The organism is Actinomycetospora sp. CA-084318 (genome assembly GCF_050955885.1).
In the GTDB taxonomy this organism is placed as follows: Bacteria; Actinomycetota; Actinomycetes; order Mycobacteriales; family Pseudonocardiaceae; genus Actinomycetospora.
Window position 1 is genome coordinate 5,972,811 of sequence record NZ_CP192098.1, and the last position, 25,735, is coordinate 5,998,545.

At 76.3% G+C, this 25,735-nt stretch carries 20 protein-coding genes; 5 read left to right on the forward strand and 15 right to left on the reverse strand.

Annotated features, from left to right (window positions below):
- Positions 1–32 precede the first annotated feature (32 nt).
- The 5 genes from recD to ACQPYX_RS29255 all read right to left on the reverse strand — a co-directional run bounded on the left by recD (position 33) and on the right by ACQPYX_RS29255 (position 9,766).
- Positions 33–1,871 carry an exodeoxyribonuclease V subunit alpha gene (gene recD, locus ACQPYX_RS29235; RefSeq protein ID WP_433800753.1) on the reverse strand — a complete coding sequence of 613 codons (1,839 nt, stop codon included), beginning with the start codon at positions 1,869–1,871 and terminating at the stop codon, positions 33–35.
- Positions 1,868–5,230, reverse strand: coding sequence for a UvrD-helicase domain-containing protein (locus ACQPYX_RS29240; RefSeq protein ID WP_433800754.1), 3,363 nt, complete (start codon positions 5,228–5,230; stop codon positions 1,868–1,870). The genes recD and ACQPYX_RS29240 overlap by 4 nt, the downstream gene beginning before the upstream one ends.
- The gene (recC, locus tag ACQPYX_RS29245) at positions 5,227–8,502 is read right to left on the reverse strand and encodes an exodeoxyribonuclease V subunit gamma (RefSeq protein WP_433800755.1); all 3,276 of its coding nucleotides are present in this window, start codon (positions 8,500–8,502) and stop codon (positions 5,227–5,229) included. Before recC ends, ACQPYX_RS29240 begins: the two co-directional genes overlap by 4 nt.
- Before the next feature lie 103 nt (positions 8,503–8,605).
- Positions 8,606–9,076 carry a hypothetical protein gene (locus tag ACQPYX_RS29250; RefSeq protein ID WP_433800756.1) on the reverse strand — a complete coding sequence of 157 codons (471 nt, stop codon included), beginning with the start codon at positions 9,074–9,076 and terminating at the stop codon, positions 8,606–8,608.
- 60 nt (positions 9,077–9,136) lie between these two features.
- On the reverse strand, positions 9,137–9,766 hold the full coding sequence (locus tag ACQPYX_RS29255) for a hypothetical protein (protein ID WP_433800757.1): 630 nt from the start codon (positions 9,764–9,766) through the stop codon (positions 9,137–9,139).
- Positions 9,767–9,783: 17 nt separating this feature from the next.
- Between ACQPYX_RS29255 and ACQPYX_RS29260 the strand changes: the two genes are divergently transcribed.
- A complete protein-coding gene (locus ACQPYX_RS29260; RefSeq protein WP_433800758.1) occupies positions 9,784–10,200 on the forward strand; it encodes a nitroreductase family deazaflavin-dependent oxidoreductase in 417 nt (138 codons plus the stop codon).
- Between the two features lie 242 nt (positions 10,201–10,442).
- Positions 10,443–11,096, forward strand: a complete 654-nt coding sequence (locus ACQPYX_RS29265) for a L,D-transpeptidase (RefSeq protein ID WP_433800759.1) — start codon at positions 10,443–10,445, stop codon at positions 11,094–11,096.
- Between the two features lie 14 nt (positions 11,097–11,110).
- Here the strand turns inward: ACQPYX_RS29265 and ACQPYX_RS29270 are convergent, their stop codons facing one another.
- The 9 genes from ACQPYX_RS29270 to ACQPYX_RS29310 all read right to left on the reverse strand — a co-directional run bounded on the left by ACQPYX_RS29270 (position 11,111) and on the right by ACQPYX_RS29310 (position 21,213).
- Positions 11,111–11,524 carry a hypothetical protein gene (locus ACQPYX_RS29270; protein WP_433800760.1) on the reverse strand — a complete coding sequence of 138 codons (414 nt, stop codon included), beginning with the start codon at positions 11,522–11,524 and terminating at the stop codon, positions 11,111–11,113.
- A 452-nt stretch (positions 11,525–11,976) separates the two neighbouring features.
- Positions 11,977–14,511 (reverse strand): HAD-IC family P-type ATPase, encoded by a 2,535-nt coding sequence (locus ACQPYX_RS29275; protein ID WP_433800761.1) that lies wholly within the window; start codon positions 14,509–14,511, stop codon positions 11,977–11,979.
- Between the two features lie 24 nt (positions 14,512–14,535).
- Positions 14,536–15,276, reverse strand: a complete 741-nt coding sequence (locus ACQPYX_RS29280; protein WP_433800762.1) for an FAD:protein FMN transferase — start codon at positions 15,274–15,276, stop codon at positions 14,536–14,538.
- Positions 15,273–15,755 (reverse strand): FMN-binding protein, encoded by a 483-nt coding sequence (locus tag ACQPYX_RS29285; RefSeq protein ID WP_433800763.1) that lies wholly within the window; start codon positions 15,753–15,755, stop codon positions 15,273–15,275. The genes ACQPYX_RS29280 and ACQPYX_RS29285 overlap by 4 nt, the downstream gene beginning before the upstream one ends.
- A complete protein-coding gene (locus ACQPYX_RS29290) occupies positions 15,749–17,146 on the reverse strand; it encodes a ferredoxin reductase family protein (RefSeq protein WP_433800764.1) in 1,398 nt (465 codons plus the stop codon). The genes ACQPYX_RS29285 and ACQPYX_RS29290 overlap by 7 nt, the downstream gene beginning before the upstream one ends.
- Complete coding sequence (locus ACQPYX_RS29295) at positions 17,143–17,676, reverse strand: hypothetical protein (protein WP_433800765.1); 534 nt, start codon at positions 17,674–17,676, stop codon at positions 17,143–17,145. The genes ACQPYX_RS29290 and ACQPYX_RS29295 overlap by 4 nt, the downstream gene beginning before the upstream one ends.
- Positions 17,677–17,719: 43 nt before the next feature.
- Positions 17,720–19,207 (reverse strand): HAMP domain-containing sensor histidine kinase, encoded by a 1,488-nt coding sequence (locus ACQPYX_RS29300; protein ID WP_433800766.1) that lies wholly within the window; start codon positions 19,205–19,207, stop codon positions 17,720–17,722.
- The gene (locus ACQPYX_RS29305) at positions 19,204–19,911 is read right to left on the reverse strand and encodes a response regulator transcription factor (RefSeq protein WP_433800767.1); all 708 of its coding nucleotides are present in this window, start codon (positions 19,909–19,911) and stop codon (positions 19,204–19,206) included. The genes ACQPYX_RS29300 and ACQPYX_RS29305 overlap by 4 nt, the downstream gene beginning before the upstream one ends.
- A 12-nt stretch (positions 19,912–19,923) precedes the next feature.
- Positions 19,924–21,213: a cytochrome P450 gene (locus ACQPYX_RS29310; protein WP_433800768.1), complete on the reverse strand. Its 1,290-nt coding sequence runs from the start codon at positions 21,211–21,213 to the stop codon at positions 19,924–19,926.
- A gap of 170 nt (positions 21,214–21,383) precedes the next feature.
- On the opposite strand from ACQPYX_RS29310, the gene ACQPYX_RS29315 reads away from it, so the two are divergent.
- The 3 genes from ACQPYX_RS29315 (at position 21,384) to ACQPYX_RS29325 (ending at position 23,721) form a co-directional block, all read left to right on the forward strand.
- On the forward strand, positions 21,384–21,884 hold the full coding sequence (locus tag ACQPYX_RS29315) for a hypothetical protein (protein ID WP_433800769.1): 501 nt from the start codon (positions 21,384–21,386) through the stop codon (positions 21,882–21,884).
- Entirely contained in the window at positions 21,881–22,843 is a 963-nt protein-coding gene (locus ACQPYX_RS29320; protein ID WP_433800770.1) for an EcsC family protein, read from the forward strand. The genes ACQPYX_RS29315 and ACQPYX_RS29320 overlap by 4 nt, the downstream gene beginning before the upstream one ends.
- Before the next feature lie 86 nt (positions 22,844–22,929).
- Positions 22,930–23,721, forward strand: coding sequence for a hypothetical protein (locus ACQPYX_RS29325; protein ID WP_433800771.1), 792 nt, complete (start codon positions 22,930–22,932; stop codon positions 23,719–23,721).
- 80 nt (positions 23,722–23,801) lie between these two features.
- On the opposite strand, the gene ACQPYX_RS29330 is transcribed toward ACQPYX_RS29325, so the two are convergent.
- Entirely contained in the window at positions 23,802–25,706 is a 1,905-nt protein-coding gene (locus tag ACQPYX_RS29330) for a hypothetical protein (protein WP_433800772.1), read from the reverse strand.
- Between the last annotated feature and the right edge of the window lie 29 nt (positions 25,707–25,735).

Genomic DNA, 25,735 nt, shown 5'->3' on the forward strand with positions numbered 1-25,735 from the left:
GGCTGCTCTTATACCCGGCCCGCCCCGTCCGGTCACCGGCGACGTGCGAAGCCCGACGCCCGTGAGATCGGTCGCCCCACCGCGGCGCGCACCGACTCCGCCGACCCGACCACCCGCACGCGGTCCCGCGCGCGGGTGACCGCGGTGTAGAGCAGCTCGCGGGTGAGCAGCGGTGACTCCGGTGGAGGGAGCAGCACCGTCACCTTCGTGTACTGGCTGCCCTGCGCCCGGTGGACGGTCATGGCGTGGACGGTGCTGACGTCCCCGAGCAGGGCGGGCACCCGCTCCAGCGGCACGTCGCCCCGGCTGAACACGGCCACCGTCCGGGACCCGCGCGCCACGATGACGCCCGTGTCGCCGTTGTAGAGCCCCAGGTCGTAGTCGTTCTCGGTGATCAGCAGCGGCCGCCCGGGCCACCACACGGCCCCGTCCTCGCGGTCCGCGTCGACCCCGCCGTCCTCGTCGAGCCACCGCTCCACCTGCGCCGCCCACCGGGTGACGCCGTAGGGCCCGCGGCGGTGCGCGCACAGCAACCGGTGCTCCTCGCCGGCGAACAGGGCCTGCCGGGCGTCGCCCGCCCGCGCGGCGGTCGCCACCTCCCGGGCCCCGCCGACGACCTCCTCGCGCAGCCCCTCCAGCCCGGCGGGCTCCCGGTCGGTGAGGTCGGCCGACTCGACGAACTCCAGCGAGTCGGCCCCGCGCAGGCACGCCAGCGCCCGGTCGGCGTCGCCCTGGCGGATCGCGAGGGCGAGGGCGGCGATGTCGGCGTTGTTGCGGTAGTTCCGGTCGAGCCGCACGACCCCGTTCGCGCCGGGGCGGGCGCTGCAGCCGACCGCGTCGAGCTCGGCCGGGTCGGGTCGGTGCCCGCCGAGCTCGGGAGCCGTGACGAGGTCGCCCAGCACGGCGCCCGCCTCGACCGGCGCGAGCTGGTCGGGGTCGCCGACGAACACCACCCGGGCGTCGTCGCGGACCGCCTCGAGCAGCCGCGCCATCAGCGTCAACGACACCATCGAGGTCTCGTCGACGATGACCACGTCGTGCGGCAGCCGCCGGTGCCGGTCGTGCTGGAAGCGCGACGAGGTGTTCGCCTTCGCCCCCAGCAGACGGTGGATCGTCGAGGCGGTCACCTCCCCGACACGGCCGCGGTCGGCGGCGGGCAGCGCCTCGGCCGCCACCGCCTCCCCGAGCCGGGCCGCCGCCTTGCCGGTCGGCGCCGCGAGCGCGATGCGGCAGTGCGGGTCCTGGTCGCGCAGCACCGCGAGCAGCCGGGACACCGTCGTCGTCTTGCCGGTGCCCGGGCCGCCCGCGATCACGGCGGTCCAGCGCAGGGTCGCGACGGCGCACGCGAGCCGCTGGTGGTCGTCGGGCGCGGCGCCCACGAAGAGCCGGTCGAGGGCGGCGCGCAGCCGTTCGGGGTCGACATCGGGTCCCGGTGCGGTCGCGCGCGCCGTGAGACTCGCGTGGACCTCGTCCTCCTGGCGCCGGTAGCGGTCGAGCCACAGCAGCCCGTCGTCGAGCCGCAGCGGCCCGCCGGTGCGGGTGAGCGGGCTCGCCGCGAGCCGCGCCGCCCAGGCGCCCGGGTCGGCGGGCCAGGGCAGGTCGGAGGTGTCGTCGAGGGTGCCGTCGTCGGTGAGGACGACCCGGTCGACGTCGGCCAGTTCCAGGCACACCGAGCCGCTGCGCAGCGCCCGGACGGTGAGGGCCGCCGCGAGCAGGACCTCGTCGTCGTCCTCGCCGCCGAGCCGGCCGAGCCGCCGGGCGACCGCCGCGTCGGACGGGGCGAGCACGCCGCGGTCGGTGAAGGTCGCGAGCAGCCCGGTGGCCCGCACCGCGTGGCGCACGCCCTCCTCGGCCGACAGGTCCACCGTCATGCCGTCCCTCCCGCCAGCAGATCGGACAGGGCGACCACCAGCGCCGCGGGCGGCGACCACCGGAACACACCGCTCGTGGTGCCGTCGACCACCGGCGTGTCGGGGCCGCACATGCCCCGCAGGAACAGGTAGGCGACGCCGCCGAGGTGCCGCTCCGGGTCGTAGCCGCGCACCCGCCAGCGCAGGAAGCGGTGCAGCGCGACCCCGTAGAGCATCGCCTGCAGCGGGTAGTGCGCCCGGATCATCGCGCTGCGCATCTGCTCGGGGCCGTAGTGCGCGGTGGTCAGCGGGTCGGGCACGCCCGTCGTCGACACCGGCCCGAGCCAGTTCGTCTTGTGGTCGACGATCACGAAGCGGCCGTCGGGGTCGCGCAGCACCGCGTCGATGCTGCCGGTCAGGTAGCCCCGCAGCACCTGCCCGGAGAGTCCCTCGAGGACGTCGGCGTAGTCGGCCAGCGGGTCGTCGGCGGGCAGATGGGCGCGGAGCAGGGCGGCGGCGCCGCCGAGGGTGACCGTGGTCGACGACGGGCGGTCGCCGCCGGCGAGCGGCAGCTCGAAGTCGAGTTCCGCCAGCCGGTCGGCGGGGGTCACGTCGCCGTAGGTCCAGGGCCCGGACGACGCCGTGCCCACCGGCGTCCGCAGCACCGGCTCGAGCGCCGCGGCCAGCTCGGCCGCCCCGACGCCCGCGACCGGCCGGTGGGCGACGGCCTCGGCCGCCGCCTCGACGAGCGCGGGCCCGTACTCCCCCGTGGACGTGTCGACCGTCTCCAGCACGGTGTGCACGAGCACGCCGAACGCCGCGCCGACGGGCAGGTCGGCCATCGGCGAGGGCAACCCCGGCGCCGACGCGGCGGTGACCTCCAGGTCGGCCTCGTCGGTCAGCGCCGCCTCCTCCGGCTCGGAGGTCGCCGTCTCGGCGGCGTGCGCGGCGTGGGCGTCGGCGGTCAGCGAGGAGTACGACGACCGCCGCCACGCGAGGTCGAGCTCGCGGTCGAAGCGCGCGACGCGCAGGGTGCCGTGCTCCTCGGCCCCGGGCACGTAGGGCACCGGCGGACGCCGCTCCACGGGTTCGACGGCGAGGTCGGGGCCCGCGAGCGTGGTGAGCTCGTCGAGTACCGCGGCGTCGTCGGCCAGCGTCACCATGGGGTCCGGCTCCCGGCCGGGTCCGCGTCCCGGGCTGCGCAGGAGGCGGTTCAGCGCGGACGCCGCCGTGTGCGTGGACGGCGCCCACCACGCGACGACCTGGCTCCGGGCCCGGGTGAGCGCCACGTAGAGCAGCCGCAGGTCCTCGCCGTCGTCCTCGTGGCGGTGCGCCCGGCAGTGCTCGCCCCAGGCCGCGCCCTCGGAGGGGCCGCCGACCGCGCGGACCCGACGCCCCGCCTCGTCGTGGTGGAGCACCTCCTCGGGGGTGTCCCGGATCCAGCGGTCCCAGCCGAACGGCACGTAGACCACCGGGAACTCAAGGCCCTTGCACTTGTGGACGGTGAGGATCTGCACCGCGTCCGCGTCCGATTCCAGCCGACGGGTCCGCTCCGGCCGCGCGTCCGCGCGCCGCTGCTCGGCCTCCACGATCCGGAGCCGCAGCCACTCGGTGATCGCGACGACCCCGAGCCGCCCGGCCGAGGCCTGCGCGTGCAGCACCTGCCCGACGTGGCGCACGTCGGTGAGCAGCCGCTCGCCGCCCACCGTGCCCAGCACCCGGCGGGTGAGGTCGGTGGTGGTGGACACGGCCTCGAGCAGCGCCGCGACCCCGCGGTCGCGCAGGACCGCGGCCCACCGGCGCAGGTTCTCGCCCACCTCCGCGAGCTGGGCGACCTCCCCCTCCCACCCGTCGGTGTCGAGATCCGCCGCTCGGGTGCCGACGAAGCACGTGAGCGCCGCCGCGCGCACCCGGGTGGTCCGGCCGGGCTGCTCGAGGGCCTCCAGCAGCGCGAGCCACTCGCGTGCCGCCGTCGTCGAGAAGACGCTCGCCGCCCCGGCCAGCACCGCGGGCACCCCGACCTCCGCGAGGGCGTCGCGGACCTGGTCGGCCTGGGCGTTGGTGCGCACCAGGACCGCGACGTCCCCGGGCCCGAGGGACCGGCCGTCCCAGGTGGAGTCGGCGGCGAGCAGCGCGGTCAGGTCGGCGACGAGGTCGGCGACGACCGCCTCCCGCACCGGCCCGATCTCGGGCAGGCCGGTCTTCCAGTTCGCCCGCAGCCCGGCCCGGGGCAGCACCCGGAGCCGGAACGGGGTGTCGGCCGGGGTGCCGGCGAGCCGCGGCGCGGGGTGGGCGGCGCCGACCGGCCGGACGACGATCCGCTCGTCGCCGAGGGCCGCCCCGGCGAAGACCCGGTCGAGCGCGGAGAGCAGGCCCGCGTCACTGCGGTGGTTCACCGCCAGGGTGGCCCGTGCGTCGGCGGAGTCGGCGGCGGCGAGGTAGCTGACGACGTCGGCGCCGCGGAACGCGTAGATGGCCTGCTTAGGGTCGCCGATCACGGTGAGCCGGGAGTGTCCCTGGAAGGCCACCCGCAGGATCTCCCACTGCATCGGGTCGGTGTCCTGGAACTCGTCGACCAGCACGACGCGGTAGCGCTCCCGCAGCCGCGCGCGGGCCGCATCGCCGAGGACCGTGTCGGTCAGCGCGGCGTGCAGCCGCGTCAGCATGTCGTCGAAGGTGAAGAGGCGTCGGCTGCGCTTGCGTCGCTCGACCTCCGTGCGCACGGCCGCGGCGAAGCGCGCGCGGGCGTCGGCGGGGCCGGTGGCCTCGCCCGGGGCCGGGGCGAGCCGCGCCGTCGGGTCGCCGATCGCGGCCCGGCCGAGCACGAGGGCCGTCGCGCGGTCGAAGGGCGGCGGGCCCGCGGACTCGGGGGCGTAGGCGCGGACGTAGAAGTCGTCGACGACCTCGGACACCACGTCGTCGATCGACTCGACGAACACCGCGTCGGCGTCGGTGTCCCCCGCGACCCCGAGCCCGGCCAGCATGTCCTGGCAGAACTGGTGGGTGGTGGCGATCGTCGCGGTGTCGAAGTGGGCAAGCGCGTGGGCCAGTCGGCGCCGCCGCCGGGCGCGCTCCGCGGGGTCGACGCCCACGATCAGGGCGGTCACCGGGTCGGTCGGGACCGCGTCGGTCCGCAACGCCCGTTCCACGGCGACGAACCGCTCCCGGACCCGCTCCCGCAGCTCGCGGGTGGCCTCGCGGCCGAAGGTGACGAGCATGAGCTGGTCGAGCGTCGTCCGCCCCTCGGCGACGAAGCGCACCGCCAGGGCCGCGATCGTGTAGGTCTTCCCGGTCCCGGCGCTGGCCTCCAGCACGGTGGTGCCCTCGGGGAGCTCGCCGAGGACGTCGAAGGGACGGACGGGGACGGCCGTCTCGGTCATCGGTAGTGCTCCTCCCGCCCCGTCTCGGCCTCGCGCAGCGGCTTCCAGAACCGCACCGCCAGCTCCCCGAACCGGGTCGACTCGACGTCCCCGGCGGGGCCGGCCACGTCGTCGAGGGTCCGGTCGCGGCCCCAGACCAGCACGTGCGGCGGGTCGTTCGCCTCACCCCAACGCGACGACCACTCGCGGCGCGCCGTGTCGAACGCCTGCTTCGTGGTCCGGCGGGGCCGGTCGGCGACGTAGCGCTCGGAGACCTTCGCGAACAGCGGCAGCGGCTCCCGCAGCCCCTCGGCGCGCAACGCCACGAGGTCGGCGAGGACCGCGCGGGCGTGTGCGGGGTCGATCCCCGGGACGTCGGCCCGCGCCGTCGGTTCGTCCCGTCCGCCCTTGCCGATGGTGGCGGCCGACCACCGTTGATCGGGGTGCGCGGCGGCCAGGGCGAGCAGCTGCACCCACGCGACCGCGCGGTGCTTCGGCGCGAGGCGGGAGAAGCTCACCGAGGCGAGCGTCGACCCGCGGACCCCGGACACCGTCCCGACGACGGTGGGGCCGTCGTCGAGCGCGACCGCGACCGTGAGGTCGCGCGCGGGCTCCGCCCACAGCGGCTCCGCGGCGACCTTGATCGCCTCGGCCTGCCGACCGACCCGGCGCAGCAGGGCCACCCCGAGCGCGCCCGGCGGCAGCGTCCCGCGGCGCCGCTCGGCCTCCATGCAGGCCGTGACGTCGTGGCCCGCGAGCCGGTCGGTGAGCAGTCGGTCCCCGATCCCCCAGGTGGCGAGCTGGTCGGGGGCGACGGGCAGGGCCTCGTCGGGCTCGTCCTCCTCGCCCCGCGCGACCAGGGAGAGCCGCTGGCGCAGGAAGGCGCGCACGGGGTGCTCGACGAACTTCACGAGGTCGGCGAGGTCCACCTCGGGCGCCGCCCGCGGCGGGAGCGGCCCCTCGAGGAACACCGGGCGCGTCCGGCGGCCGGTCACGAGCGAGCGGGCGCCGTCGAGGGCGCCGGCGTCGAAGCTGAACGGGCGTCCGCCGGCCGTCGTCCGGAAGTTCCGCGGGGCGAACGGCTGCAGGGGGTGGCGGCGCACGACGTGCTCGCGCGCGGGGCGACCGCCGACGGTGGCCGTCGCGTCGAGGGTGTCGAGCAGCTCGCCGACCGGCACCGACGGGGGCCGCGGGGCGCCCGTGCGCTCGTCGGCCCCGGAGTGCACGACGACGAGCCGCTCGGTGGCCGCGAGGACGGCGTCGAGGAACAGCTGGCGGTCCTCCGCCCCGGCGTCCCGCTCGCCCACGTGCGGGTCACGGGCCAGGACGTCGTCGCCGTCGGTGGCGCGCTCGCGGGGGAAGACCTGGTCGTCGAGACCGAGGAGGCACACGACGCGGTGCGGGACGCTGCGCATCGGCAGGAGCGTGGCCACCGTCAGCGTGCCCGTGCGGAAGTTCGCGCGGGTCGGGCGGCCGGCGAGGTGGTCGGACAGCACGGCGCGGACGTCGTGCAGGGTCAGCACCGGCGGGTCGGCGGCGGACGCGGTGTCGCGGACCTCGGCGAGGACGGCGCGGGCCTGGGTGAGCTGCCAGACGTCCGCCGGGACGGTGGCGGTGAGTGCGTCGAGCGCCCACCCCAGCGCGTCGAGCCAGGCCCCGAGCGGCTGCCCGCCGTCGGCGCCGCCGCGCATCCGTCCGAGCACCTCGCCGACCCGGTCGACCAGCTCGGCGAGGCGTCCGACCAGGTCGGCGTCGCGGGAGTCGACCTCGTCGAGCGGCAGGGCGGAGTCGAGCCAGACCTGCTCGTCGCCGGACATCGCGACCCCGACGAGCAGCCGGTCGAGCCCCGCCTCCCAGGTGTTCTCGCCGACCCGCCCGAGCTTGTAGTCCGCGCGGTGCGCGCGGTCGAGCCCCCAGCGCACGCCGGCGCGGTCGGCGAGGACGCGCAGCCGTTCGAGGTCGTCCGCGTCGAGGCGGAAGCGCCGGCGCACGGGCTCGCTCTCGGCGAGGTCGAGCAGCTCGCTGCGGGTGAGCCGGGCGTCGGCGAGGTCGAGCACCGTGCCGAGGACCCCGAGCACGGGGTTGACCTGCGTGAGCGCGCGGTCGGCCACGCGGACCTGCAGGCGGTGTCCCGGGTGCGCGGTGCCGGTGTCGTCCCCGCCGAAGGCCGCCGTGATCAGCGGCGCGAACGTCTCGACGTCCGGGCACATGACGACGACGTCCCGCGGCTCCAGCGTCGGGTCGTCCGCGAGCAGGCCCAGGACGGCCTCGCGGAGCACCTCGACCTGCCGGTCGGGCCCGTGGCAGGAGTGCACGACCACGCTCTCGTCGGGCGGCAGCGCGACCCCGGCCGGCGCACGGTCGTGGCGCAGGTCGTCCTGCAGCTGCTCGAGCAGCGTGCCCGGGGGCCGCCCCGACGACGGGTGGTGCACCTCGAGCGCGTCGGCCGGCAGCCGGAGCTGCAGCTCGCGGGCGTCGCGGGCCAGCGAGCGCAGCAGCGGGTGGGCGGCCACGTCGGCCGTCGGGTCCTCGCGGCGACGCACGACCGGCCCGTGCCCCCGCACCGCGTCCCACAGGGCGGGCGAGGGGTGCGGCAGCCAGAGGTGGACCTCGCGGTCGGCGCCGAGTGCGCCCAGGACGGCGAGCTCGGTGGTGGACAGCCGCGTCGGCCCGAACACCGAGACGCGGGCGGGCAGGTCGGCCCCGGCCACCGCGGCGGGCAGCGTCTCGGCCGGATTCGGCTCGCCCAGCCGCTCGCGCAGCCGCCGGAACAGCTCGGACTGCCAGCGCAGGTCGGCGGGGACGTCGGTGTCGTCCTTCGCCGCCCAGTCCCGCACCATGGCGGGCCGGTCCTCCGCGTAGGCGTCGAGGAGCCGCGCGAGGTGGCGGGCGGCGGCGAAGCGCCGGCCGGCCCGGGTGCCGGTGGTGTCGCCGACGACCCCCAGGTAGGTGTCCAGCGGCGCGAGCCAGGGTTCGCCCGCGCAGGAGTCGATCGTCTCGAGCAACGGCCACACGAGCCGCTCGGGCCGCCACGCCCCGTCGTCGGCGAGGCCCCGGGCCCGGCGCACGAGCTCCCGGGGTGACGGGAAGCGCACGTTGGCGCAGACCCCGTCCTCGCCCGCGCCCGCACCGAGGTGGTGGGAGAGCCGCTGCGCGAGCCACCGTTCGACGCCGCGGGTGGGCACGGCCACCACGTCGGGGGCGAACGGGTCCTGCGGCGGCGTGACGAGGACGGCCGCCAGCGCCTCCGCGAGGGTGTCCGCCCGTTCGGCGCGGTGGACGTGGAGCGCCATGCCCCGGGACGCTAGCCGCGCCCCCCGACAGCCTCGGAGGTGGCGTCGCCATGTGAGCACTTTCCGTGGCTGGAGCCACGGAAAGTGCTCACATGGCGCAGCCTCAAGGGCAGCCGGAGGAGACCTTGACCCGCCACCACCCGGCGAGCCGCCCGACCACGCCGAGCACGGGCGCGACCTGCCAGCGGCAGCAGCCGGGCAGACCGAGGTCGTCGGTGGTGAGCCGGACGCCGCGGTGGGCGTCGGGGTCGTCGAACATCCGCTCGAGCAGCGCGCGGTTCTCCGCGTGCCGGGCCCGCCGGGCGAGCACGGCCTCGCGGACGGCGTCGAGCGAGGCGACGAGGTCGTCGCGGACCCGCTCGAGCTCGCCCAGGTCGAGCAGCCGCGGGCGGTCCGCCACCGGGACGACGGCGGCCGCCGCCAGCACCTCGGGCGCCCAGTCGGCCTCCAGGACCTGCCGCAGCCGCTCCTGCAGCGCCGCGACCTGCTCGCGCAGACCGCGGCGCGAGGCGACGGTCTCGGGCGCATCGAGGATCGCGAGCGCGAGATCCGGGCGCGGTTCGGTGGACGTCACGACACCCCTCCTCCCGTGAGACCCCGGTGAGTGTGCGCGTCCCCCGCGCGACACGCCAGATCAGGTCCCGGCGAGGTAGTTCGCCGCCCGCCACACCGCCTCGCTGACCTCCCAGCTCGCCACCCCGGGCACGCGCACCGCGTAGAGCACCACCTCGCGCACCTTCGGCCCGGCCGCGAGCCGCCGTGGCGGGTCCCCGACGACGGGTGCCACCGGCCCCACCGCGTCGGCCACCACCAGGTCGCCCGCCGTGGTCGGTGTGCCGTCGCGGTAGGGCTCGCCGTGGGTCGCGGTGAGCCGCCAGGGTCCGGTGGTGGCCGCCGCGTGGAGCGCGCCCAGGGGGACGCCGACCTCGGCGAGCACGGCGAGCCGCACGTCGTCGACCGGGTGGGTCGACGCCAGCGCGCCGGTGACCACGACCTCCCGGGCGTCCCGCTCCAGCGCGGTGGGCGGGACGGTCGGGTCGAGACCGGTCTGCCGCTCGAACGTCGGGTAGGCGACGTCGAGCAGCCGCCCGCCGCGTTCGCGGATGCGCTCGGCGGCGTGGAAGGACCCCGAGAGGCGCCCCAGCCGCTCCCGCCCCGCACGAGCGGCGGCGCGGACCACGACCACGGTCGCCGTCCACAGCTCCAGCGCCCCGAACTCCGCGACCAGGACCGGGTCGACCTCACCCGCCCGGACGTCAGCCACGGGGCCAGGATGGCGCCATGAGCGACTTCAACGAGCGGGTCATCGAGGACTTCCGTTCCCACGGGGGACGCGTCGGCGGGCAGTTCGAGGGCTCCCCCATCCTCCTGCTGCACCACGTCGGGCGCCGCAGCGGCGCGGACCGCCTCAGCCCGATGATGTACCAGCAGGTCGGGGACGCGTACGCGGTGTTCGCCTCGAAGGCCGGCGCGCCGGACAACCCCGACTGGTACCACAACCTGCTCGCCCACCCCGACGTCTCGATCGAGGTCGGCGACGGTTCCACCATCGACACCGTCCCGGTCCGTGCCCGCGAGCTGCCCGCCGACGAGCGCGACCCGGTCTGGGAGACCCAGAAGCAGCGCCACCCCGGATTCGCCGACTACGAGGCGAGGACGAGCCGGACGATCCCGGTCCTGCTCCTGGAACGTCGCTGATCGTCCCGACCTGGGGTTTTCGTCCCCACGATCGAGGGTCGGCGCCCGGACCCGCGCCCGGTGGCGGCGCGGGCCGTGGCTACCGTGGGCCGGTCCTGGTCCGCCGTGGAGAGAGGAGCCGCACCATCGCCTCCCGCCACTCCGCCCGGACGCGCGTGCGGAGCCACCGCTCCCCCGCCCGCCCGACCCCGATCGAGCCCCGGCCGTCCGGCCGCGCGGCCCCGCGTGGCCGGACCGGCGCCGTGGCGCCCCGACGCCCCCGCACGGCTCCCGCCGACCGCCCCGCGCTCCCGGCACCGGCCCGGCGGACCGCCGCGGCCCGTCCCGCCCGCGGCCGGCGCACCGTCCCCGTGGGGGTGGCCGCCCTCGTGGTGCTCCTGGCGATGGGCACGGTGCTCCTGCTGTTCACCGAGCACCGCACCTCCGCGCCGACCGCCGCGGCGATGACCGCCGCCCCGACCGCCCCCGCGGCCGCGGCCGCACCGCCACCCGCGGCACCCGCCGTCGTGACCCCGGCGGAGCTCGCCCGCTGCCCCGCGACCTCGAGCGCGTGCGTCGACCTGGTGGCGCGGAAGGCGTGGCTGCAGCACGACGGGACGGTCACCGTCGGCCCCGTCCCGATGCTGCCCGGCGCCGAGACGTTCCTGCGCCCGCCCGGGCCGACGTCGTCGGCGACCCCGACCGGCTCGTTCCACGTGCTGTGGAAGGACGCGAACGCGTTCAGCTCCGAGTTCGACGAGCCGATGCACCACGCCGTCTACTTCGCCAAGGGCGGGATCGCCTTCCACGAGGGCAGCCTGACGACGTCGTCGAACGGCTGCATCCACCTCTCCGCCGCCGACGCCACCACGTTCTTCGACCACCTGCGCCCGGGCGACGGGGTCACCGTCTTCTAGTGGTGGCCGGACTCTCAGGAGCCGTTGTGCAGGCCGGGCCCGTTCCGCATTTCCTGCTCGCTGAAGGCGAGCCGGTTGGGGACGCCGGCGATCTCGATCCCGTAGGACCTCGACCCACTCGGCACGTTGTCCACCGTGAAGGCGAACGCACATTCGGTGGCGTACCCGAGACGTCCGTAGGTGGAGTCGGAATCGACCATGGCGATGCCCTCGTCGAGCGTCCCGGTGGCGACCACCGCGCCCGTGTCGTCGGTGACGTCGACGCGGGTGCCCGCCGTGTACATCCGGGTGTAGCAGGACGCGCCCGGGGTCAGCATGCTGCTCGAGTCGGTGTGGCGGAAGCTGCCCTCCACGGTGATCGCGGACGGAAACGCTGTGCCGGCGATCAGAGCGAGGGCGAGAACGACGAAGCCGACCAGGGCGCCCACGGCGATCAGAGGGTGTCGGCGAACCGGGCCCGGGATCTGCTCGAGGGCGTCAGGACCGATCGCGTCGCGAAGGCGGTCCTGCAGACGAGCTCCCCGCGGCGCCAGCGGCGTCGAGAGGCCGGCGGGCGGCGCACTCCATGCGGCCGGGCGCCCCGCTCCGACCGGCGTCGGTCCGGACCATGACCACGCGACGCTCGTAGCCGGGATCGGGGGGCGGCCGACCGTCATGTCCGGAGCTTCCGGTCGAGCATGACGTCCCGGTCGTCCGGGAAGCTGGAGCGCGACCGTCGGCGCGTCGTCGCCGTGCCCACCGATCGACCGAGCAGGCCGCCCGTCCAACACCGTCATGCTTCCCCCGAAAGCCGATGCCTCGCACGCCCGAATGGACGCCGCGCGAGGACTATCGCCGCAGACACGGGCCTGTTACGAGCCGGTCTCGGGAGTCGCGCCGGTCACTGGTGGTGGGTGCGCGTCCCGGCGCGCTCGCCGCCCGGCGGCGTCAACCCGATCGCCCGCTCGAGCAGCCGGTAGCGCAGCGCGAGGGTGAGCACGACGAACCAGCCGACAAGGGCGATCCCGCTGACGTAGACCACGGGCGGGTCGGGCGCGGTGAGGCCGAAGTACGCCCGGGTCGCCGGCACCACGAGCACCACCGCGAAGGCGACGAACAGGCCCGCCGCGAGCCAGGTCGGCCGCCGGTCGTCCGAGACCGGACGCCAGGCCGTGAAGATCCGGTGCGGTGGCTCGAGCAGCAGGATCAGCACGATCGCGGTCGTCGAGACGAACACCGACAGCCCGCTCTGCGCGCCGAGGGTGGCCGCGGAGGTGACGAACGACGGGTCGGTGCGGGCCAGGCCGGTGTAGCGCTCCCAGATCTCGACCCCGCGCGTGCCGCCGTCCGACAAGCCGTCGGACACGAGCCGGTAGAGGTAGGCGTACACGGCCGTCGCGAAGCCGGCGGTCAGGATGCCGACCGGCAGGACGAACCGGGCGAGCGAGACCAGCAGGTCCTCCGACGGCGGGGCCGGGCGGGCCCACATCGTCAGGAAGAACGTGGGCAGGCCGACCGTGAACAGCGTCAGCCCGACCTGGGTCGGGGTGTACGGGAAGCCCAGCCCGAGCAGCGTGACCGTGAGGATCACGAGCATCTGGGTCGTCACCCGGGCCAGGAACAGGTACATCGACGAGCCGACCCCGGCGACGATGCGCCGCCCCTCGGTCCGGGCGGGCGGGAGCGTGGCGAAGGAGTCGTCGAGCAGCACGATGTCCGCGACGTCGCGGGTGACCGAGCTGCCCGAGCGCATCGCGACGCCGACGTGGGCCCGCTTGAGCGCCCGGGCGTCGTTCACGCCGTCCCCGACCATCGCCACGTGGTGGCCGCGGCGGCGCAGCGCGCCGACGATCTCCTCCTTCTGTTCCGGGGCGACCCGCCCGAACACCGTGGTGGCGTCGACGGCGTCGTCGAACGCGTCGCCGGACAGCGCCGCGAGCTGGGCACCGGAGAGCGCCGCCCCCACCAGGCCCGCCCGGCGTGCGAGCGCGGCGACCGTGACGGGGTCGTCGCCGGAGATGACCTTGACCGCCACCCCGTCGGCCGCCAGACCCGCGAGGGTGTCCTCGACCCCGGGCCGCAGCTCGTCACCGAGCACCACCAGCGCCTCGGCCCGCAGCCGCGGGAGGGCCGGGCGGCCGTCGGCGTCGCGCAGGGGTCCCGACGACGAGGCGAGCACCAGCACCCGGAACCCGCGCTCGGCCCGGGCGCGGGACTCGCGCTCGACCAGGTCGACGGTCACCTCGTCGTCGGCGAGCCGGTCGAGCACCGCGGACGGCGCCCCGAGCACGAGCGTGCGACGCGCCGACGCCTCGGGTGCCGCCTCGGTCGGCAGCACCAGGCCGCTCCAGCGCAGCGCGGACCGGAACTCGACCTCGTCGTCGGGGACGACCCGGCGTCCGGGGAGGTCGACGAGCGCCGCGGTGGTCGCGTTCGTGCTGCGCGCCGAGCGGGCGAACGTGCCCAGCAGCGCCGGCACCGGCGACTCGCTGATCTCGACCATCTCGACGAGCGCGAGGTACCCGCTGGTCAGGGTGCCGGTCTTGTCGGTGCAGACGACGTCGACGCGGCTGATGGCCTCCACCGCGTTGGTCTGCTGCACGAGCGCGCCATGCCCGGCGATCCGCGCGCCGCCCACCGCGTAGGCGACGGCGATGAGGAAGAACAGGCCGTAGGGCACGAGGCCGGAGAGGACCGCCGAGGTCTGCACGAAGCGCAGCACGGTCGAGCCCTCGAGCAGGGCCTGGGCGAGGATCGCGCCGCTCATCAGCAGCACGAGCAGGATGACCAGCCGCACCACGAGGTCGATGCGCCACTGCAGCGGGGTGACGTCGGTCGTGTCGGCCCGCGCGGCCAGCGTGAGCCGCCCGGCGTGGCTGTCGGTGCCGACCGCCTCGGCGCGCTGCAGGCCCTCGCCGGAGGAGATGGCGCTGCCCGAGAGCAGCGTGGCCCCGACGGCCTTGGGGACGGGGTCGGACTCCCCGGTCAGCAGCGACTCGTCGGCCTCCACGGCGCCCTCGACGAGCGGCCCGTCGACCACCACCTGGTCCCCGCCGCGCACCCGCAGCAGGTCGCCCTCGACGACGTCGGCCGGGGACATCCCGGTCTCCTGCCCGTCGCGCAGCACCGTCACCGGCTCGCGCGCGAGCAGCTGCAGCCGGTCGAGCGCGCGGCGGGCCCGCAGCTCCTGCACCGCGGCCAGGGCTGCGTTGATGATCCCGAGCCCCACGCTGACGAGCGCGTCCGAGTAGCGGCCGAGCGCCAGCAGCGCGATGCCGATGACGAACAGGACGTTGTTGTAGAACGAGAAGACGGTGGTCCGCAGGATGGTCGCGGTGGTCCGGCTCGAGCCGCGGACCGGTGTGTTCGCCCGACCCTCGCGGGCCCGCCGGGCGGCCTCGGCGGCGGTGAGACCCGCCGTCGTCGCGGTGGTCATGGTCGAAGATCATCCCAGACCCGCTCAGAACGGCTCGGCGGAGCCGTCCGCCCACACCACGAGCCCGGTCCGCCCGACCCGGCGGCGCAGCCACGTCAGGGCGCCGCGACCGAGGGCGTAGGCCGCGGTGGCGTCGACGTCGGCGTCCGTCAGCGAGGCGGCGAGCACGGTCACGCCGGCGATGCCGGTGGGCGGGATGCCGGTGCGGGCGTCGACGAGGTGCGCGCCGCGGTGGGCGGTGCCGGAGGAGGCGACGGCGCCGTCGGTGACGGGGACCTTCGCGATGAGACGGGTCGGGTCGCGGGGGTCCTCGATCCCGACGTGCCACGGCTCGCCGGCCGACCACGCCACCAGGTCCCCGCCGGCGGAGAGGCAGACGTCGGTGTCGGGCAGGTCGCGCAGGAGCGCCGAGGCGCGCTGCACCGCCCAGCCCTTCACCACGCCGTTGGGGTCGAACGAGCCGCCGCGCCACACGGAGAACGCGCCATCCGTGGCCCGCTCGGCGCGGGCGGCGATCGCGAGCACCTCGTGCACGTCCGCCGGGGCGTCGTCGAGGGCGAGCTCCCCCCGGTCGATCCGGCGGACGACGGAGTCCGCGCGGTAGGTGCTGAACACCCGGTCGGCCTCGCGCAAGGAGGCGAGGACGGCCGCCCACGCCGCGTCGGCGGCCGGTCCCGCGCTGTGCCGGCCACGGAGCGCCAGGCTGATCGGCATGCCCATGACGTGCTCCACGCGGCGGGCGACGGGAGCGGTCGCGGCCGTCACGCCAGCCCCGCCTGGTCGAGGGCGCTCTGCAGGGACTGCACGTAGCCCTCGGAGGTGTAGGTCGCGCCGCTGACCGCGTCGACCTGCGCGCTCTGGGCCTGCAGGGTCTCGCTGACGAGCTCGGGGACGGCCTGGGCGTTGATCTCCTCGTCCCGGCCGTTGCTGTCGGGCTGCTGGACGACGTCGACGGCGGTGATCCTCCCGCTCGCGACGGTGACGCGGACCTGGACCGGGCCCCAGCGGGTGTCGGCGGCCGCCCCGGTGACGGTCCCGGTGTAGGTGCTGGTGCTCGCCGTCGAGGGCGCTGCAGCGGTCGTGGTGCCCGTCGTCGGGGTGGTGGTCCCGGCCTCGGCGGACGTCGAGGACGAGGTGGAGGTCTTGTAGGAGAACAGCAGCGCGACGGTGCTGATCGTGGTCAGGCCCCACAGGGCGATGCGGCGGGCGCCGCGGTCGAAGCGCAGGGGAGGCACGCTCACCATCCGAAGGTCTCGGTGTGGATGCGGTCGGCGGGCACCCCGGCCGCGTGGAGGGTCCCGACGACGAGGCGGGTCCACGCCTCGGGGCCGCAGACGTAGGTCTCGCGCTCCGCGACGTCGGGGACGCGGGCGCGCAGGGCGGCGAGGTCGTCGACGCCGCCGATCCCCGACCCGAGCCAGGAGTCGTGCGCGCGGCGGGGTCCGGGCAGGGGCACGAGACCGAACCCGCGTTCGGCCGCGAGGACGGCGAACTCCCGGGCGAAGACGGCGCTGCCGGTGAAGCGGTGCAGGACGACGACGTCGCCGGTGAGTTCCTCGGCGAGCGCGCGCATCGGGGTGATGCCGATCCCGGCGCCGACGAGCGCGACCTTGCCGGCCGTGCGGGCCCGGTCGGTCAGGCGGCCGTAGGGGCCCTCGACGAGGGCGCGGGTGCCGGGACGCAGCCCGGCGACCCGGCCGCTGCCGTCCCCGAGGTTCTTGACGGTGATCCGCAGGCTGCGCCCGTCCGGGGCCGCCGACAGCGAGTACGGGTGCGCCCGGGTCCAGCCGGTGCCGGAGAGGAACCGCCAGGTGAGGAACTGCCCGGCACGCACCGGCAGGTCGGCGAGGTGCCGGCCCGCGAGGTACACCGACGAGCAGCCGTCGCCCTCGTCCACCACCGAGGTGACGACGAGGCGGTGGCGCAGGCTGCGCCGCAGGGGCAGGGCGACCCGGAAGACCAGTACCGCGGCGGCGGTCAGGGCCCACAGCGCCCACCAGAACACCGTGCGGGCGGTGGACGCGAGGAACTCCTGCCCGGCCCAGAGCTGGTGGGGCAGGGCGAGCCCGACGCCGAGGTAGGCGTAGAGGTGCAACAGGTGCCACGACTCGTAGCGCAACGCCGCCCGCGCCGCCCGCACGCTCGTCACGACCACCAGGACCAGGCACACCGTCCCGGCCGCCGCGAGCAGCATGCCGGGGTAGGAGACGGTCAGGTCCCAGAGCTCGCCGGGGGTCGCGGCCAGGTCCCCCGCCGCGTAGCCCCAGGTGATCAGCCCGACGTGGGCGAGCATGCCGGTGAACGAGGTGAACCCGACGATGCGGTGGATGACCGCGAGCCGGTCCTGCCCGAAGGCGCGCTCGAGCAGCGGAATCCGCGCCATCAGCAGGACCTGGACCAGCAGCAGGACCGAGGCGAGCAGCCCGGTCAGCCGACCCACCGAGGTGAGGCCGCTGGCCCAACCGCCCAGGTCGGAGAGCCCGCCCCCGGTGGCCCACCAGAACGTGACCAGGACGAGCGCGGCGCACAGGGCGGCCTCGGCGGCGGTGCGGATCCGGCGGTCGACGACCGCGGGGGCGGCGGTGGGGGCCGACGGCGCCGCGTGCCGCGCCGGTCGACCCAGGACGGTGGTCACGCGCCGGTGACGGCGGAGCCGGGCTGCACGGACCCGGGCTGCACCACCCCGGGCTGGGCGGGCCCGGGCTGGGCGAGCGCCGGCTGGGCCGGTGCGGCGGGCTGACCGGGCTGGGCCGGTGCGGCGGGTGCTCCCGGTCGGCCGGGGCCGCCGCGGTCGCCGTCCCGGTCGCCGCCGCGGCCGCCGGCCCGGTCGCCGCCGTCGCGGTCGTGTTGGCGTCCGATGCCCGGACTGCCGTCGCGCGGACCGTGGTCGCCCACCGCGAGTCCGGCCAGGAAGCCGCCGCCGACGAGCACGAGGGCGGCGACGACCGCGCCGACCACGCGCAACCAGCGCGGGCGCGTACGGGACGACGCAGCCGGGGCGGCCTGGGCAGCCTGGGCGGCGACCGGGGTCGTCTCCTGGGCGCCCGGCTCCCAGCGCGACCCGCTGCGGTGCGCGGCGTCAGCCGCCTCGGCAGGGGTCTCGGCGATGGGCTCGTCGGCGGGACCGGGGGTCGGCTCGCGGTCGGGCTGGTCGTCGGCGCTCACGGTGGGGACCTCTCGGGGCACGGGATCGCCCACGGCGGGTCGATCAGGTGCCACCCACGGTCGTGTCCTGCGGTGAAGCGCCGACGTGGCCCGCTTCGGAGTCCGGTAAGAGCCGCTCCGGCGCGACCGTGAAGCCGACCTGCGCGCCGCCCCCGGCGGGGGAGGTTACGAACGCCTCACCGCCGTGCCGGTCGGCGACGTCGCGGACGATCGCGAGCCCCAGCCCGGAGCCGGGCAGGCCCCGCGCGGCGGCGGCGCGGTAGAACCGGTCGAAGACCCGCTCGACGTCGCCGACGTCGATCCCCGGCCCGTGGTCGCGGACCGTGACGCCCCCGGCGTGCACCCGGACCTCCGGCGGCCGGTCCGAGGAATCGAACTTGGCGGCGTTCTCGACGAGGTTGCCGACGGCCCGTTCCAGCGCTCCCGGCACGCCCCGCACCATCGAGCCGTCCGAGTCGACGACGACCTCCCGGCCGGTGCGCCGACCGATCCGGGCCGCCACGCGGCGGACCACCGCGTCGAGGTCGACGGGGCCCTCGGGCTCCTCGGCGTCGCCGCCGGAGAGCGCGAGCGCGACGAGCTCGTCGACGAGGTGGGAGAGCTCGCGGGTCTCGCCCTGGACGTCGGCGAGCAGCCGGTCGCGGGCCTCGGGCGAGAGCTCCGCGAACCGCGCCAGCACGCTCGCGTTCGTCCGCAGGCTGGTCAGCGGGGTGCGCAGCTCGTGCGCGGCGTCCTGCACGAGCCGGTCCTGCGCCTCCCGCGACGCCGCGAGCCGACCCACCATCGTGGCGAAGGAGGCGCCGAGCCGACCGACCTCGTCGCGGCCGTCGACGGGCACCTCCGCGGGACCGCCGCCGCGGGCGGTGACCTGCTCGGCGAGGCCGGTCAGCCGTTCCAGACGACGGGTGATGCGCCACGCCACCAGCCACCCGGCCCCGGCGGCGACCACCAGCACGACGAGGCTCACGACCGCGATCTCGTTCGCCATCCCGCGCAGCACCCGGTGGCTCAGATCGACGTCCATCGCGACCTGCCACGCGCCGCGTCCACCGCCCTCGGAGGTGGTGAGCACGCGGTAGGTGTCGTCGCCGACGGTGGTCTCGACGGTGTCGGTGACCCCCGCGACCGACGTGGCCGCGAGTGCGCGGTCGGTGTCGGTGACCGGGAGGGCGACGTCGCGCCCCCCGAGGAAGGTCGCCGTCCCGTCCGGGGCGATGCTCCGTCCGACGAGCTCCTGCAGCCGCCCGTGGTCGTCCCCGCGGCCGGGACGGCCGTCGCGCGGTCCGCTGCCGGGACCCCCGGGTCCCCCGCGCGGATCCCCGCCCGGCCCGTCGCCGGAGGACGGCGGGGCGATCGGCGCGAGGACCCCGGTCTGCCCGTCCGCCACCGCCGTCGTGGCGGCGGCGAGCGTGGTGTCGGTCGCCTGGGTGATCCGCTCGGCGGCCGCGTGGTAGCTCAGCACCCCGACGAGCCCCGCCACGATCACGCTGACCAGGGCGAACGCCAGCGCGAACCGCGTCCGCAGGCTCATGGCCGGCGCACCGTGTAGCCGACCCCGCGCACGGTGTGGATCAGTGCCGGTGCCCCCGCCGCCGCGAGCTTGCGCCGCAGGTAGCCGACGTACACGGCGAGGTTCTTCGAGTCCGCACCGAAGTCGTAGCCCCAGATGCGCTCGTACACGGTGGTGTGGTCGAGCACGATCCCCTCGTTGCGCACGAGCAGCTCCAGCAGGTCGAACTCGGTCTTGGAGAGCGCGAGCTCCTCGTCGGCCCACCACGCCCGGCGCGCCGCCGGGTCGACCAGCAGGGCACCGACCCGCAGCGCGCCGCGCTCCTCCGCCTCACCGGTCGTCGCGAAGGACGCCCGGCGCAGCAGCGCGCGGAGCCGGGCGAGCAGCTCGTCGAGCTCGAAGGGCTTGGGCAGGTAGTCGTCCGCGCCGGCGTCGAGCCCGGCGACCCGGTCGGCCGTCTCCTGGCGGGCGGTGAGCATGAGGACGGGCGTGTGGTCGCCGTCGGCGCGCAGCACGCGGCACACCGCGAGCCCGTCGACGCCCGGCATCATCACGTCGAGCACCAGCGCGTCGAAGCTCTCCCGGCGCACCCGCGTCAGCGACTCGACGCCGTCGACGACCGGCACCACGTCGTACCCCTCGAGCTCGAGGGCGCGGGCGAGCGACTCCCGGATGGCACGGTCGTCGTCGGCGACCAGCACTCTCTGCGGCACGCCGACCAGCATGCACCCCGGCGCTCAGCGCGCCTCCGGCGTGAAGGCCACCGGCTGACGCTTCACCCCCCGGATGAAGTTCGTCCCGAGCAGCTCGGGCGCGGCGGTCACGTGGATGTCCGGCACCCGGGTGAGGAGCTGGCGGAACAGCGCCCGCAGCATCGTCTTCGCGAGCTGGTTGCCGAGGCAGTAGTGGGTCCCGCCGCCGCCGAACCCGACGTGCGGGTTCTCCTCCCGCGACAGGTCGAACGTCCCGGGGTGGTCGAACACCGCGGCGTCCCGGTTGCCCGACGCGTAGAACATGACGACCTTGTCGCCCTCGGTGATCCGGCGGCCACCGAGCTCGGTGTCCTGCGTGGCCGTCCGGCAGAAGGTCATCACCGGCGACGCGTACCGGATGAACTCCTCGACGGCGGGCCCGATCCGCCCGTCGAGGTCCGCGACGAGCCAGTCGCGCTGGTCGGGGTGCTCGGTGAGGTGCTCGACCGTCAGCGTCGAGGTGTGCTTGGTGGTGTCGTTGCCGGCCACCGAGAGGAGCACGAAGAAGGCGCCGATCTCGGCGTCGGTGAGCCGCTGCCCGTCGACCTCCGCCTGCGCCAGGCCGGTGAACAGGTCGTCACCCGGGTTCTCGCGGCGGTCCGCGACGATCTCGCCCGCGATCTCGTGGAGCGTCTGCGCCGCCCCGACCTGCACCTGAGCCGGGTCGCGGCCCGCGAGGTGCTCGGGGTCGGCCCAGCTCACGATGTCCTGAGCGGCCGCCGCCGTCCGCTCCTGCAGGTGCTCGGGCACCCCGAACATCGCCGAGAACATCCGCAGCGGCAGCCGCGCGGCGCAGCCCTCGACGAACTCGAGCTCCCCCGCCGGATCGCCCGCGAAGGCGTCGACGACCTCCCGGGCCGCCTGCTCCACCTGGTCCTCGATCCGCCGGATCCGCTTCGGGGTGAACGCCGCCTGCACGAGCTTGCGCAGGTCGTTGTGCCGCGGGTTGTCCATCGCGAGGAACGACTGCGTCATCTCGAGGAACTCCGGTGTCAACCGGTCGAACATGACGCCCTGCCCCGAGCAGTAGACGTCGCTCGTCGTGCTGACCTCGCAGATGTCGGCGTGCTTGACCACCGCCCAGTAGCCCGTGTCCTCCGGGTCGGGCGCGACCGCGTTCTCGATCGGCCGCTGCCAGGAGACCGGTTCGTGCTCGCGCAGGTGCGCGAACGTCCGCTCCTGCTCCTCGACGGTCCCCGCCCAGAACGAGGCCGCGGAGATGTCGGTGGTCGAGTACTCGTGTCCGCTCATCGTCTGCTCCCGACGGTCGTCCATCCGTGCCTCACCTGTGCCACCGGTCACATCGGCGTGAAACCCGGGGACTCTCGAACGAGGGACGCCGGATCACCCCCCGGTAGGGTCCGACCATCGAGACGATCACCGCTGCGGACCTGCTCGCCCGGGCCCGGACGTCCGGGCGACGGGTCGGGTCGACCGTCGTCGTCGTGATCGACGGGTTCTCCGGGGCGGGCAAGACGACCCTCGCCCGTGCGCTGCGCCGCGCCGACCCGGAGGTCACCGTCCAGTCGATCGAGGCCTTCTACCTGGGCTGGGACGGCCTCGCGGCCGGGCCGCGGCGGGCGGCCGAGCAGCTCCTGGAGCCGGTGCGGCGCGGCGAGGTCCCCGAGGTGAGCCCGTGGGACTGGCGTCGGGACGAGGTCGCCCCGGCCCGACGACGGGCCGTGTCCGGTCTGCTCGTCCTCGAGGGGGTGGGGTCGGCCGCGCGCCCGCTGCGGGACCTCGCGTCGCTGTCGGTCTGGGTCGACGCGCCGGCCGCGACCCGGGACGCCCGCCTGCGGGAACGCGACGACTGGGCCGGCTACGCGCCGCACCGCGCGGCCTTCGAACGCCAGGAGCAGGCCCTCGCGGCGGCGGAGCACACGCGGGACGCGGTGGACGTCGTCGTGACGCAGGTGGGCCCGGAGTGGGTACGTTCCGTGACGTGACGGCCGAAACGACGGAGCCCGTGCCGGCCACCGACGCCGACCAGTGGCGTGAGGTGCAGGAGTGGAAGGAGCGCGTCAACTCCACGAGTCCGCTGCTCTCCCCGCTGCGCGACTCGGTCGGGGAGATCCGCGCGCTCGTGCAGTCGGGGCTGCGCCGCGTGCCCGGGATCCAGCAGGTCGACGACGGGGTGCACGACGTGCTGCACCAGCTCGCGGCGGCGGGCGCGGGCGCCGGGGCCGCGACGGTGCGCCGCGACGCGGTGTTCGCCCGCTACCGCGCCCTGGGGCACGACGTCACGGACTTCAAGGACATCCGCCGGCTCGAGGTCACCGACGTCCAGGCCGCCATGCCGCGGCTCGACCTCGCCTACCCCACCTTCGCCGCGATCCAGGGCGGCACGACGTCGTTGCTGCTCACCTCGGGGGCCACCGCGGTCACCGGCGGGTCGTCGCTGCTGGGGATCGGCGGCCTGCCCGGCGTCGCGGTGATCGCCGCGTCCCTGACCGGCGACGCACTGCTCACGGTGGCCACGTGCACGCGGGCGGTCGCGCACGTCGGGGCCTACTACGGCTACGACGTCACCAAGCGCTCCGAGCAGGTGCTCGCGCTGGCCGTCCTCGCCGTCGGGCTCTCCAGCGACGCGGACGCCCCGGAGGCCTACGAGGAGGTCTCCGGGCTGATCAGCCAGGCCGCCGAGGGGGTCAAGAAGAAGCGCCGCCAGCGCCAGCTCCGGCGCCTCGCGGCCGCGGTGCACCAGCGGCTGCTCTCCCAGATCGGGCAGCGGGAGCTCGCGCAGCTCGTGCCCGTCGTCGGGATCGGGATCGGCGCGGTGCTCTCGGCCCGGCTGCTCGGACGGGTGGTCGACGCCGCCGAGCACCTGTACCGCGAGCGCTTCCTGCACGACAAGTACGACGTGCCGTTCACCGAGGATCCGCCCGACTGGGTGAGCGCGACCTAGGCCACAGCCGGAGCGATACCGCCGGTTCACCCGCCGTCCACGTGTCCTCCACGGCGTGTCCCTCCGGAGTCCCTACCGTCCGGGCCGTGACCGTCGTCGTGGGGGCGAGCCGCATGTCCGACGGTGATGCGCGCGCCTGGGACGCCGTGGAGCGGTGGCGGTCGCGCACCGACGCCGGGCCGGGGTGGTGGGGCCGCCTCGGCTCGTGGGTCGTGACGGGCCTGCGGCACGTGCCCGGGGCCGGTCTCGTCGACCACGTCGTCGAGAGCACGGTCGTCGGCGTGATCGGCGAGCCGCTGCGCGACGCCGGGCTCGCCCTGGGCTGGTGGACCGCCGGGCGCGCCGACCGGGTCCTCGCCCTGCTCGCCGAGGCCGGGCACGAGGTCACCGCCCTGCCCGACCTGCGTCACCTCGACGTCGACGACCTCCGCGCCGTCCGCGGCCCGCTGGCCCGGGTCCACGTGGCCGCCGCCGGGCTGCGCGGCGGGCTGACCGGTGCGGCCGCCGGGGCCGCCGCGGGCGCGTCGAGCGCCGCCACCGGCCTCGTCGCGGGGGCCGCGGCCCTCGCCCTGGACACCGTGCTCACCACCGCGACCTGCGCCCGCGCCGTCGCCCGGGTCGCCGCGCACTACGGCTACGACTGCGCCGAGCCCTCCGAGCGCGAGTTCGCCCTCGCGGTCCTCGCCGCCGGGCTCACGCCGGCCGCTCCCGTCGTCGTGAAGCCGCTGCCTGCGGTCGGCATCGGGCTCGGAGTGTGGCTCTCCGCGCGTCAGGTCGGGCAGGTCCTCGAGGCTGCCGAGCACCTGTACACCGAGCGCTTCCTGCGGGAGAAGTACGCCCTTCCCGACGACGAGTCGCTCTCCTACGCTGCGTCGTAGGTCGCCCCGGACGGAACGAACGACGCGTTCGTGGCGTCTAGCTGCACGAACGCGTCGTTCGTTCGGGCCATCGGGACCCGTCAGGCCGCTGTGGTGGGCAGCACCAGCAGGCGCAAGCCGTCGTCGGGGAAGCCGGGGAGGTCGGCGACCCGCTCGGGGACCTCGAAGCCCGGCGGCACCTCGTCGCGCAGGGGCCCGACGACGAGCAGGCCCACCCCGGAGCGGTCCCCGACCAGCGACGGGACCGTGACCACCGCGTCCGGCGGTTCCTGGCGGGCGAGCCACGCGACGGCCCGGCGGTGGGACCAGGCCTGCGACCAGCGGCTCTCCCGCGGCGCCCACGTCTCGTCGGAGGTGTCGGCGTCGAGGGCCTCGAGCAGCGCCGGCCACTCCGCGAGACGGGCGGCGAGGCGGTCGGAGCGGAGCAGGTCCCGCTGCTCGGCCCGCGCGTCGTCCACCGCGTCGGCCGCCGCGGCGTAGGCGTCGACGTCGAGGCGCAGCAGGGCGGCGAGCAGGGCCCGCAGCTCCGGCGCCTGTTCGGCGGGCAGCGCCCCGTCCTGCAGCCGGGCCACGACGTCGCCGAGCTCACGGCGGGCCAGGTCGGCGCTGGGCCGCGAGGTCAGGCGGCGTCCGGTGGCGACGACGCGGCCGACGGCGGGCAGCGAGTCCGTCGCCGGGCGGACCTCGGCGGGCAGGCCGACGAGGAGCCCGCGCAGCACCCCGACGGCGTCGAGGACGTCCGCGACCCGGCGGCCGATCTCCCGCAGCGACAGCAGCCGGTGCACGAGGATCGCCCGCTGCTCCGCGGGGCGCACGACCCGGCCGAGCGGCGCGAGCGCGGCGGCCACGCCGGCCTCGACGTGGCGCAGGCGCAGGTGGTGGGCCACGGCCCGCGCGCCCTCGATGGTCAGCGGATCGACCCGGTTGACGGCGAGGGACGGCAGCAGGGCCTCGACGGCGCGCTGCTCCTCGGACTTGAACATGCGCCGCAGCGAGCCGCCCGCCGCCAGGTTCGCGGCGAGGGCGTCGAAGGTCGCGGCGGCGGCCTCGAGGTCGACGGCGTCGTCGGTGACGCGGACCTGCGCGGCACCGGAGCCCCGGTCGAGCTCGGGGACGCGGTCGACGGCGGTGAGTGCGGCGGTGGCGCGGGCCCAGGACGGGGCGGCGCGGCCGTCGAGGACGGCGTCGATCGTGGCGCGGGCCCAGGCCGCGTCCTCGCCCCCGCGGCCGAGCGCGACGACGGCCGCGTCGATACGCAGCAGGGCGGGGCCGAGCGCGACCGCCGCGTCGGGCGGCAGGCAGGCGAGCGCGGCGATCAGGGGCCGGGCGGCCTCGCGGGCGGGCGAGCCGGCGGGGCCGACGACGTCGAGGAGCTCGGCGGCGAGCTGGTCGACGTGCGGCTCGGGCGGCAGCTCGGCCGGCGGCGGGAGGACCTGGTGCCGGCGGGCGGGGTCGAGGGAGCGGACCCCGCCCCCGCCCGGCTCGCCGTGCTCGGCGTGCAGGAGACGGCGCAGGGCGGCGAGGTCGGCGGCGTCGAGGGGCGGCGTCGGGCCGGTGGCCGTCGGCGGGTCGAGCGGGTCGTCGGGACCGAGCAGCCCGGTGAGCCACCCGTCCTCCGGGTGCGCGGCGAGCTGCTCGGCGATGTCCTCGACCGAGCCGACGACGCCGGCCGCGACCCGGTGCGACCCGAGCGGCTCCTCGCCGAGCGCGGCCCGCCACCGCCGGGCGAGCTCGGGCGTGGGGGCGACCACGCGGACCCGGCGACCGGCTCCCCGCAGGCCCTCGACCAGGGCGGTCCGGTGCTCGTCGTCGAGACCCGTGACCACCAGCGGCCCGTCCTCGAGGCGCTCGAGCACGGTGCGGTGCGGAGGCGGTGGCGCGCTCGGGCGCACCGCCGCGGTGGGCGCGGCCAGGTCCGCTCCGGAGGTCTCCGCCGTCCCGGGCACGTCGTCCCCCGTCCGGCTCCGCTCCGCCATCGCCGTCACTACGACCCACCTCCTGCGGGCTCAACGGC

Bases quoted from the DNA above. Each gene is read 5' to 3' on its own strand.
- recD (WP_433800753.1), bottom strand. From the start codon at position 1,871: ATGACGGTGGACCTGTCGGCCGAGGAGGGCGTGCGCCACGCGGTGCGG.
- ACQPYX_RS29240 (WP_433800754.1), bottom strand. From the start codon at position 5,230: ATGACCGAGACGGCCGTCCCCGTCCGTCCCTTCGACGTCCTCGGCGAG.
- recC (WP_433800755.1), bottom strand. From the start codon at position 8,502: ATGGCGCTCCACGTCCACCGCGCCGAACGGGCGGACACCCTCGCGGAG.
- ACQPYX_RS29260 (WP_433800758.1), top strand. From the start codon at position 9,784: ATGAGCGACTTCAACGAGCGGGTCATCGAGGACTTCCGTTCCCACGGG.
- ACQPYX_RS29275 (WP_433800761.1), bottom strand. From the start codon at position 14,511: ATGACCACCGCGACGACGGCGGGTCTCACCGCCGCCGAGGCCGCCCGG.
- ACQPYX_RS29285 (WP_433800763.1), bottom strand. From the start codon at position 15,755: ATGGTGAGCGTGCCTCCCCTGCGCTTCGACCGCGGCGCCCGCCGCATC.
- ACQPYX_RS29300 (WP_433800766.1), bottom strand. From the start codon at position 19,207: ATGAGCCTGCGGACGCGGTTCGCGCTGGCGTTCGCCCTGGTCAGCGTG.
- ACQPYX_RS29305 (WP_433800767.1), bottom strand. From the start codon at position 19,911: ATGCTGGTCGGCGTGCCGCAGAGAGTGCTGGTCGCCGACGACGACCGT.
- ACQPYX_RS29310 (WP_433800768.1), bottom strand. From the start codon at position 21,213: ATGGACGACCGTCGGGAGCAGACGATGAGCGGACACGAGTACTCGACC.